The 9,807-nt window shown below is 72.0% G+C and carries 11 protein-coding genes; 3 read left to right on the forward strand and 8 right to left on the reverse strand.

The annotated features are described in order from the left end of the window. The coding region (locus BGO22_RS18150) for an AMP-binding protein (RefSeq protein ID WP_286852079.1) at window positions 1–1,298 on the reverse strand (1,298 nt) is incomplete at its 3' end. 96 nt (window positions 1,299–1,394) lie between these two features. Further along, entirely contained in the window at window positions 1,395–2,192 is a 798-nt protein-coding gene (locus BGO22_RS18155; RefSeq protein WP_070399002.1) for a 2-keto-4-pentenoate hydratase, read from the reverse strand. 40 nt (window positions 2,193–2,232) lie between these two features. Here BGO22_RS18155 and BGO22_RS18160 point away from each other — a divergent pair, with 40 nt between their 5' ends. Continuing rightward, a complete protein-coding gene (locus BGO22_RS18160) occupies window positions 2,233–2,931 on the forward strand; it encodes an alpha/beta hydrolase (RefSeq protein ID WP_070399001.1) in 699 nt (232 codons plus the stop codon). Here the strand turns inward: BGO22_RS18160 and BGO22_RS18165 are convergent. Next, complete coding sequence (locus tag BGO22_RS18165) at window positions 2,916–3,875, reverse strand: EamA family transporter (RefSeq protein ID WP_070399000.1); 960 nt, start codon at window positions 3,873–3,875, stop codon at window positions 2,916–2,918. The two genes, BGO22_RS18160 and BGO22_RS18165, sit on opposite strands and share 16 nt — an antisense overlap. A 70-nt stretch (window positions 3,876–3,945) precedes the next feature. Between BGO22_RS18165 and BGO22_RS18170 the strand changes: the two genes are divergently transcribed. Beyond that, window positions 3,946–4,419, forward strand: coding sequence for an Lrp/AsnC family transcriptional regulator (locus BGO22_RS18170; RefSeq protein ID WP_175442832.1), 474 nt, complete (start codon window positions 3,946–3,948; stop codon window positions 4,417–4,419). Window positions 4,420–4,555: 136 nt separating this feature from the next. Continuing rightward, window positions 4,556–5,884, forward strand: coding sequence for a glycerate kinase type-2 family protein (locus tag BGO22_RS18175; RefSeq protein WP_070398999.1), 1,329 nt, complete (start codon window positions 4,556–4,558; stop codon window positions 5,882–5,884). On the opposite strand, the gene BGO22_RS18180 is transcribed toward BGO22_RS18175, so the two are convergent. From BGO22_RS18180 to nadE, 5 genes are all read right to left on the reverse strand, one after another. Further along, a complete protein-coding gene (locus BGO22_RS18180; protein ID WP_070398998.1) occupies window positions 5,881–6,843 on the reverse strand; it encodes a M14 family metallopeptidase in 963 nt (320 codons plus the stop codon). The genes BGO22_RS18175 and BGO22_RS18180 overlap by 4 nt on opposite strands. Then, window positions 6,843–7,832: a Bug family tripartite tricarboxylate transporter substrate binding protein gene (locus BGO22_RS18185; protein ID WP_286852084.1), complete on the reverse strand. Its 990-nt coding sequence runs from the start codon at window positions 7,830–7,832 to the stop codon at window positions 6,843–6,845. Before BGO22_RS18185 ends, BGO22_RS18180 begins: the two co-directional genes overlap by 1 nt. Before the next feature lie 96 nt (window positions 7,833–7,928). Then, the gene (locus tag BGO22_RS18190; RefSeq protein ID WP_070398996.1) at window positions 7,929–8,819 is read right to left on the reverse strand and encodes a LysR family transcriptional regulator; all 891 of its coding nucleotides are present in this window, start codon (window positions 8,817–8,819) and stop codon (window positions 7,929–7,931) included. A 39-nt stretch (window positions 8,820–8,858) separates the two neighbouring features. Beyond that, the gene (locus tag BGO22_RS18195) at window positions 8,859–9,014 is read right to left on the reverse strand and encodes a hypothetical protein (RefSeq protein WP_175442831.1); all 156 of its coding nucleotides are present in this window, start codon (window positions 9,012–9,014) and stop codon (window positions 8,859–8,861) included. A gap of 95 nt (window positions 9,015–9,109) precedes the next feature. Continuing rightward, window positions 9,110–9,807: NAD(+) synthase (gene nadE, locus BGO22_RS18200; protein WP_286852086.1), on the reverse strand; the 698-nt coding region annotated here is incomplete at its 5' end.

Here is a 9,807-nt window from a genome sequence, read left to right on the forward strand (position 1 = left end):
AACAGGTCCTTCACGCGGCCGGTGATGCTCAGCAGGCCGGCGGCGTCGATGCTGCCCTTGTCGCCGGTCCGCAGCCAGCCGTCCTCGGTGAAGGCCTCGCGGCTCTTCTCGGGTTCCTTGTAGTAGCCCTGCATCAGCGCCTGGCTGCGCATCTGGATTTCACCGGTCTGCGGGTCCAGGCGCTGCTCCACGCCGGGGTAGGGGGGGCCCACGGTGCCTCGCTGGTTCTTGCCCGGCTCGGTGATGTGCGAGAGCGCGAGGTTCTCGGTCATGCCGTAGCCCTCGTTGATGGGGATGCCCAGCTGGGCGTACCACTGCAGCAGCGCGGGCGGCATGGGCGCGGCGCCGCCGGCGGCGAACTGGCACTGGTCCAGGCCCAGGGCCTTCTGGATCTTGCGGCGCACGATGCCACCCAGCAAGGGGATGCGCAGCAGCCGCTCCAGCTTGGCCGGCGGCATCTTGGCGTGGATGCCCTGCTGGAACTTGACCCACAGGCGCGGGACCGAGAAGAACACCGTGGGCCGCGCGCGCTGCAGGTCGGCCGCGAAGGTGTCCAGCGATTCGGCGAAGAACACGTGCATGCCCGTGCGCAGCCAGCCGTGCTCGACCAGCATGCGCTCCACCACGTGGGCCAACGGCAGGTAGCTCAGCATGCGGTCCTTGGCCGTGAGCGGGATGCGCTGCAGGCCGCGGTCGATGGCCCAGGCGAAGTTGCCGAAGCTGTGCATCACGCCCTTGGGCAGGCCGGTGGTGCCCGAGGTGTAGATCAGCGTGGCGAGATCGTCCTCGGCGCGCACGGGCTGGCCCTGGAGCGGCTCGGTGCGCGCGCAGATGGCGTCCCAGCCGTCGTAGTCCTGGATCGCGTCCACCGGCGACAGCGGGTAGCTGATGCAGGGCAGGCCGGCGGGCACGCCGGGCTTCATGCCGTCCCAGCCGTCGAGCTTGCCCACGAACAGGGCCTTGGACTCGCTGTGCGTGAGGATCTGGCGGATGGTCTCGGGCGCGAGCGTGGGGTACAGCGGCACCGATACGTGGCCGGCCATCCAGATCGCCAGGTCGCTCATCATCCACCAGGCGCAGTTCTTGGACAGGATGGCGACCTTGCTGCCGGGTTCCCAGCCCTGGGCCTGCAGGTGGGCGGCCATGCGGCGCACCTGGTCGGCCACCTGGGCCCAGGTGAAATCGTGCACCACGCCGCCGCCCATGGGCTGCGTGAGGGCCACGCGCGTGGGCGCCTTGGCCTCCCAGTCGTACAGGCGTTGCAGGGCCAGCAGCGCGGGCGCGATCTTCTCGCTCATGGACGGGTCTCCTTGATGTCTGAAACCCGGCCAGCCTAGCGATCGGTGCGCGATTTCCTCAGTGGGTTTTCCCCGTGTCCCCCTGGATTGGAGAGCTCACTCCAGCCGCAGGCTCAGCGGCGACAGCGGCGCGTCGAAGGCACCGTGCCAGGTCTGGCCCGGGGCCACGGGCCAGGCGTCGGTCCAGGTGCCGGTGGTGACGATGTCGCCCGCACGCAGCGCTGGCGCGCCGGGGCAGGCGCGCTGCGCCTGCACGAAATGCCACAGGGCCTGCACGGGGCCGTCGAGCACGGCCGCGCCCGTGCCCCGGTCCAGCGCCTGGCCGTCGCGCGCCAGCACCACGCCCGCGCCGGCCAGGGCGGCGTCCAGGCCGGCGGCGTCGGCCGCGATCTCGCGCACCGGCATCCGCCGGCCCACCAGCAGGCGCGCGTGCAGGCCGCCGTCGGCCACGGTGTCGGGGGCCTCGAACTTCCAGCCCGCCAGGTGCGACTGCACGATCTCGAAGCCCGGCGCAACCCAGTCCAGGGCGTCGAAAAGATCGCCGATGGAGGCCTCGGCGGCGGGCGCCGAGCGAAAGCCGAACACCGCCTCGGGCTCGATGCGCGGCTCGCAGGTGTGCGACAGGTCGAGCCGGCCCTCGCCGTCGCAGAACACCACGGTGCTGTCGTACACGCTGCCCCAGATGGGGGCGTAGACGTTGTAGACCGGCCAGATGCCGCGGTTGGTGAAGCCCACCTTGTAGCCCAGGGGGCGCTCGCCGCGCGCCACGCGCAGCGCGCGCACGGCCAGGGCGTCGGCGTAGGCGGTGTCCAGGCCGTAGCCGGGGCGGGTGCTCAGGCGCGCGGCCCAGGGCTGGCCGGTGTCGAAGTGGTGCAGCAGGGTGTCGGGGGTCATCCGGGGCATTGTGGTGGGCGCGCGGCTATGCTGCCATCCCATGAACGACACCCCCCTCGAACTCGAGCTGCTCGAAGGCCGCTCGGGCGCGCCCGACGCGCCCACCGCCGCCAGCCTCATCGTGCTGCATGGCCTCGGTGCCGATGGCAACGACTTCGTGCCCGTGGCGCAGATGCTGGACCTGTCGGCCATCGGCCCGGTGCGCTTCGTCTTCCCCAGCGCGCCGGTGCGGCCCGTCACGCTGAACGGCGGCTACGCCATGCGCGCCTGGTACGACATCTATCCGCCGCCGGCCGACCCCGGCCTGCCGCGCCGCGAGGACGAGGCCGGCCTGCGCGCCTCCCAGGCGCAGGTGCAGGCGCTCATCGACCGCGAGATCGGCAAGGGCGTGCCGGCCTCGCGCATCGTGCTGATGGGGTTCTCGCAGGGCTGCGCCATGGCGCTGCTCACCGGCCTGCGCGCGCCGCAACGCCTGGCCGGGCTGGTGGCGCTCTCGGGCTACCTGCCGCTGCCCGATCGCACGGCGGCCGAGCGCAGCGCGGCCCACGCCGGCCTGCCCATCTTCATGGCGCACGGCGATGCGGACGAGATCGTGGCGCCCGCGCGTGGCGAGGCCTCGCGCGACGCCCTGCTGGCGCTGGGCTACCCGGTGCAATGGCACAGCTACCCCATGGGCCACAGCGTGTGCCCCGAGGAGGTGGGCGACCTCAACCGCTGGTTGCTTCAGGTCCTGGCCTGAGACGGCGCGAGCCGCCGCCACAGCGCGCCGGCGGCGTCCACCACCGGTCGGCCGTAGAGGATCAGCGCCAGCGCCGCGCCGATCAGGGGCAGGGCCACGAACACCCAGCCCGTGAGCCGCTCGCCGCCGAAGCCCACGCCCACCGCCAGGGCCACCACCGGGTTCACGAAGGAGTAGCTGCCCGCCAGCGCGGCGCTGGTGTTCTTCAGCAGCCACAGGTAGGCGTTGAGCGTGACCATGGTGCCCATCACCACCAGGTAGAGCCAGGCCAGGGCCGAGGCCAGCGACACCTGCGCCCATTGGAAGCCGCGCGCGCCGGGCTCGAACAGCAGCGCGGCCAGCGTGCACAGCAGACCGCCCAGCAGCCACTGCGCGGCCGAGGCCATGGCCGGCGGCGGCAGCGCGAGCTTGCGCGAGGCATAGGAGCCCAGGCTCCAGGCCAGCGGCGCACCGAAGGCGCACAGCGTGCCCAGCAGGGTGGTGGAGAAGTCGCCCTCCAGCGCCAGCAACGCGGCGCCCGCCGCGCCCAGCACCAGGCCCAGCCAGCTGGTCAGCGGCACGCGCTCGCCGCCCCAGCGCGTCCACAGCGCCAGCCACATGGGCATGGTGGTCACCACCGTGGCCATCAGGCCGGAGCCGATCCCGGCCTGCTGGGCCAGCACCACCAGGGCCATGGCGGCGAAGGCCATCAGCCCGCCGATGAGCGCGCTGGCGCGCCACTGCGCCGCCGTGGGCCAGGCCAGGCCCTGCCAGCGCGCGATGGCCAGCATGGCCAGACCGGCCGCGATGAAGCGGGCCCCATTCATGAGCACCGGCGGCAGCGTCTGCATGGCCACCGCCAGCGCGAAATAGGTGGTGCCCCAGACGAGGTAGACGATCAGCAGCGCCAGGGCAAGGCGCCAGGAGGCGTTGTTCGCCCCGAATCGGTTGAAAATGGACGGCATGCGGCCACCTGTGTCGTAAGATTTCCGGCGATTGGCCGAGGGTCCGTATTTTTATCAGAACTGGGCGCGCATGCAAGCAAATATTCAGCTCGACGACATCGACGCCGGAATTCTTACGGCGCTGAGCGCTGACAGCCGCCGTTCCTATGCCGACGTGGCGGCCGAGGTGGGCCTGTCCACGGCGGCCGTGCACGAGCGGGTGAAGAAGATGGTCGAGCGCGGCGTGATCGAGCGCTTTTCGCTGCGCGTAGACCCGGAGCGCGTGGGACTGCACTTCACCGCCTTCGTCGCCATCCGCAACGACGGCGGCGTGCACTGCCGCGAGATCGCGCCGCGCCTGCGCGAGCTGCCCGAGGTGTTGGAGCTGCACAGCGTGGCGGGCGAGTACGACTTCATGGCCAAGCTGCGTACCACGCACGCGCGCGCGCTGGAAGACGTGCTCTACGCCATCAAGGCCATCCCGGGCGTGGCGCGCACCACCAGCACGGTGGTGCTGAGCACCGAGTTCGAAGAACGGCCGCTGCGCTGGCCCGGCGCGGCCTGAGGCGCGTCCCTGTCCAGGTCTTGTTGGGTAGCGGGTGTCAGGGCCGGGCCCCTGACGCACGCCGCTCTCCCGCGGCCCTCGCGGCCTTGTGGACAATGCCGGCTGGCCGCGATACCCCCACCCAGCCCCGCCCGACATGAACTTCGCCACCCAAGACCCCCGCGCCCTGCTGCGCCACCTGTACGACGCCGCTGTGCGCCGCGCGCTGCCGCTGCACAACACCGCCGCCTTCCTGCCGCCGCCGCCCAAGGGCCGCACGGTGGTCATCGGCGCGGGCAAGGCCGGCGGCGCCATGGCCCAGGCGGTGGAGGCGTTGTGGCCGGCCGAGGCGCCGCTGTCGGGCCTGGTGGTCACGCGCTACCACCACACGCCGCCGCGCCCGGAGGGGCTGCGCGAGCGCATCGAGGTGGTGGAGGCCTCGCACCCCGTGCCAGACACCGCCGGCCTGACGGCCGCGCAGCGCATCCTGCAACTCGTGCAAGGTCTCACGGCCGACGACCTGGTGCTGTGCCTCATCTCGGGCGGCGGCTCGGCCCTGCTCACGCTGCCCTGCGAAGGCCTTACCTTGCAGGACAAGCAGCGCATCAACCGTGAGCTGCTGGACAGCGGCGCGCACATCGGCGAAATGAACACCGTGCGCAAGCACCTCTCGCGCATCAAGGGCGGGCGGCTGGCGGCGGCCTGCGCGCCCGCGCAGGTGGTCACGCTCACCATCAGCGACGTGCCCGGCGACGACGTGAGCGTGATCGCCAGTGGCCCCACCGTGGCCGACGCCAGCACCTGCGCCGACGCGCTCGCCATCCTGGACCGCTACCGCATCGCCGTGCCGGCTCCCGTGCGCGCCGCGCTCGAATCGGGCGCGCTGGAAACGCCCAAGCCCGGCGATGCGCGCCTGGCTGGCCACGACACGCGCCTGATCGCCACGCCGCAGCAAAGCCTGGAGGCCGCGGCCGAGGCCGCGCGCGCGCTGGGGCTGGCCGCGCACATCCTCAGCGACGAGATCGAAGGCGAATCGCGCGAGGTGGGCAAGGTGCACGCAGCGCTGGCGCGCTCGGTGGCCCTGGGCCGCAGCGCGTTCCAGGCGCCTTGCGTGCTGCTCAGCGGTGGCGAGACCACGGTCACCGTGCGCCCGCGCGCCGAGGGCCAACCCAGAGGGCGCGGCGGGCGCGCGGGCGAGTTCTGCCTGGGCCTGGCCCAGGCCCTGGGCGGTCAGGCGAACGTGTGGGCCATCGCGGCCGACACCGACGGCATCGACGGCATCGAGGACAACGCGGGCGCGCTGGTCACGCCCGAGACCCTGGCGCGCGCGGCGGCCCAAGGCCTGAAGGTGGGCCAGCACCTGGAGCGCAACGACGCCTACGGCTTCTTCGAGCCGCTGGGTGACCTGGTGATCACCGGGCCCACGCACACCAACGTGAACGATTTCCGGGCGCTGCTGGTGCTGCCGGCGGGCCAACACGCCTAGGGCGTGGCGCGGGCGAAGCGGACCAGCGTGGCGCCGGGCCGCGCGTGCAGCAGCGTGGGCATCACCAGCACGCAATCGTCGTATGGCGTGATGACCGGCAGCGCCGCGTTCCACCCGATCAGGGTGCCCGCCTTGGCGATCCGGTCGCCGCTTTTCCAGGGCTGCGTGAACGCCGGCACGGCGTGGGGCGCCACGGTCACGGCGTCGGTGACCACCAGCAATGGGCCGCTGCCATGGGCATGGGGCTGGCGCCAGTCGGCTGGTATGTCCGGCGCGTCCACCACGCCACTCAGATCGAGAAAGCGCGCCAGCGCGTCGCGGGCGACGGCCACCGATGCCCGCGCGCCGTGGTAGCCGCATTCCACCAGCAAGGCGAAGGCATCCGGCGCGTCGGCCCTGCCGAAGCGGCCATGGTCGCGCAGACGAACGCCCGCCTTGTGACCGGGATCGGCCACCCGCAGGGCGCCCAGTCCCAGGGCGGCCGCCTGGCTGGCGTGGTGCGCCAGCGGCCCGGTGAGTGCGAGCGGCGGGCCCGGTTCGTGCATGGAGTGCAGATCCAGCAGCCAATCGCTGGCCTCCACATGGGGTTGCAGTTCCAGCACCCGCCGGTGCTCGGACGCCAGCTCGGTGCCGTCGCGGCGCCAGGGCATGTCCCCCCACAGGCGGTTCATGTCGGTGTGCACGCAGCGCGAAACATGGGGCCTTTGCGGGTTGAAGCGCGCGAAGGCTTCCAGGTTGGCCAGTACCACGGTGAGCGTTCCGCGGCGCGGCCTCAAACCGCTGGCCAGCAGATCGCGCACCGCCCAGGCACCGCACAGCTCGTTACCGTGGACGAGCGCGCTCACCATCACGCGGCGACCGGGTTCGCTGGCCGTCCACTGCCACACGCCGGGCGTGCCGGTGTTGCCGGCCAGCCAGGGGCCCATGTCGGGCGGAGAAATCTCGAACGGCGGCGGCATCACACGCGGATGCCGGCGTGGTCGACGATGCGGCGGTACTTGGCGATTTCGGCCGCCTGGAAGTCGGCCAATACCGCGCTGGCCGGGGCAATGGTCGCCCCCGAAGCCGTCAGCTTTTCCACCAGGGAGGGCACCTTGAGCGACTCGGTCAGGGCGCCGCGCAGCCGCTGCGCGACGGGCGCCGGCAGGCCCGCGGGCCCCCACAGGCCGAACCAGGTGCCGATGTCCACATGGCGCAGGCTGGGCGTCTCGGCCAGCGCGGGAATGTCGGGCGCCACGGGCGAACGCTCGCGCTCGGTCACGCCCAGCGGCACCACCTTGCCCGCCTTGATCTGGGGCAGGCCGCTGGACAGCACGTACACGCCCAGCTCCACCTGGCCGCCGATCAGATCGGTCGTCAGCGGACCCACGCCGCGGTAAGGGATGTGAACGATGAACAGCCCGGCGGCCTGCTTGACCATTTCGCCCGCCAGGTTGAGGGCGGTGCCGACACCCGCGGAGCCGTAGCTGTACTTGCCCGGGTTCTGCTTCACGCGTTCGATGAAGCCGGCGATGTTGGGCATGCCGGCGCTGGGGCTGGCCACCAGCACCATGGGCTGCGAGGCGACCATGCCCACCGGCGTGAACTGCTTGACGGGGTCGTAGCGCAGCGCGGGATTGATCAACCCGGCGATGGCCATCTCGTTGTTGCTGCCCAGCAGCAGGGTGTGCCCGTCCGCCGTGGCCTGCGCCACCCGCTGGGCGCCCCGTGCGCCACCGGCCCCGCCCACGTTTTCGACCACGACCGGCTGCCCCAGCGAGCGGGCCAGCTGTTCTGCCAGCACGCGCGCCGTGAGGTCGGTGCTGCCGCCTGGGGGGTAGCCCACCACCAGGGTGATCGGGCGGTTCGGGTAGTGGTTGCTCTGGGCCAACGCCGGCGCGCACCCGAGGGTGGCGGCGGCGCCCGTGAGAAGCAGAACCTCACGGCGGCGGATCAGTGGGGACTTCATCGGCGCTCCTGGTTGGCTGCGACGGCGCAGCGGTGAAGCGGACTCTAGGTGGCTCGCCGGGGGGCAAGGTGCCGGATCGGCACCGATGCGTGCCGACTAGCGATTGCTGTGCTCCCAGGCGGCTTCGATCAGATCCGATTGCCGGGCGCGGTGCCGGTACAGGCGGACCTCGAAGTGGATCTGGTCCCCACGGCCGCCCAGCACCTTCAGCAGTCCGGCGCGCACCGCGGACGCGGCCAGCGAATGGGGCAGCCAGGCCATGCCCAGGCCCTTGATGGCCAACTCCAGCACCGCGTCGGCGGAGTCGCACACGATGGTGGGTGGCGATTGCTGCCCGCTGCGGGTGGCCTCCAGGTGGTCCTCCAGCAGGCGGCCCAGGGTGAGGCTGGGCGCGTAGCCGATCCAGGTGGCATCGAACAGGTCGTGGCGCGGGCGGCCCGAGGCGTCGACGCGCGCCACCGGCAGCAGGCGGTCCGTGGCCAGGGTGATGTGGCGAAAGCGCTGCCCCGTGAGGCCGTAGGACAGCGCCGGGTGTTCGTAGCAGATCAGCAGATCGACCTCGCCGCGCTCGAAGGTGGCGCAGATCTCTTCCATGGCTTGCGTGCGCAGCTGCACCCGGGCGCCGCGGATGGTGCCCCGCAGCCGGCCCAGCCAGTCGGCCACCAGGGTGCGCGCCAATGTGCGGCCGGTGCCCACGCGCAGCAGGCCGGTCCCTTGCCCGTCGGCGCGGTCGCGCGCGCCCCATTGCGTGCGCAGCTGCCGCAGGCCAGCGAGCAGCGGCGCGCTTTGCGTGAGCAGGGCCTGTCCCTCGGGGGTCAGGCGAACGGGGGCCCGCGTGCTGGCCACCAGGGGCACGCCCGCCCAGTCTTCCAGTGCGCGGATGCGCCGCCCGAACGCCGGGTGGGTGACGTGGCGGGCCTCGGCCGCCTTCACGAAGCTCGCGCAGCGTTCCAGCGCGGCCAGATCTTCGATGAGCTTGATGTCCATGCAAGCGCGGCCGGCCGGGCCGTGGCCGGTGCCGACCGGCTATTTGTTCTTCATCTTGCCCTTGGGCATCACCGCCGTGACGGGTGGGGTGGGGCGGGGGGACAGCGAGGCCCCGGCCGAGGCTTCCTGCGGCGGGCTGGTGTCCTTCTTCGGCTTCTTGACCATCTTGTTGCTGCGCTGTTCGCCTTTGGGCATGGTGGCCTCCTGGTGCTCGTGATGCGAGGGCGCCAATGTAACCCGGCGAACCCGCCCGCCAACGCCCGGCGGTGGCGTCGCCGGGCGCCCCGGCCTCAAGCGGGCATGAGCGCCGGCGCCGCGGTGAGGTACTCGGTGGCCCGCCGTTTGGCGCGGATGTCGTCGTAGACGCGCTGCGCCTGCGCGGGTGTCATGCCCAGGGCGCTGGCCAGCTCGTCGGCCGTGTGCCCATGCTCCAGCGCCCACAGCGCCAGGTCCATCTGTGCGTAGGGCAGGGCGAAGTAGAACTCGTCCTGGCCCTGCGGCAGGGTGTAGGTGTCGGTGGTGGGCACGGCGGCGCAGATCGCCTCGGGCAGGCCGAGGTGGCGCGCCATGGCGTAGACCTGGGTCTTGTAGAGGTGGGCAATGGGCTTGAGGTCGGCGGAGCCGTCGCCGTTCTTCACGAAGAAGCCCTGGTCGTATTCCAGCCGGTTGGGCGTGCCCACCACGGCGTAGTTCAGGCGGTCGGCGTGGAAGTACTCCATGGTCTTGCGCACGCGCTGCTTGAAGTTGGTGGCCGCCACGATCTGCAGGTACTCGCGCGGGGGCAGGCGCACGCTCTGCTGCTGGCCGTCGGGCGACTGCACCACCAGCTTGAAGAAGTTGATGCCACCCTCCAGGCCGCCCGCGAGCACGATCTTGTTCTTCCAGCCCTCGCCGTAGGCCGGCACCACGCGGCGGATGGCCTCGTCGCGCTGCTGGTAGCAGCCCAGGGCCTCCAGCGCGGGCGCGATGTCGTGCACCTGGTACCGAA

It is taken from the genome of Hydrogenophaga sp. 70-12 (assembly GCF_001897365.1).
In the GTDB taxonomy this organism is placed as follows: domain Bacteria; phylum Pseudomonadota; class Gammaproteobacteria; order Burkholderiales; family Burkholderiaceae_C; genus Hydrogenophaga; species Hydrogenophaga borbori.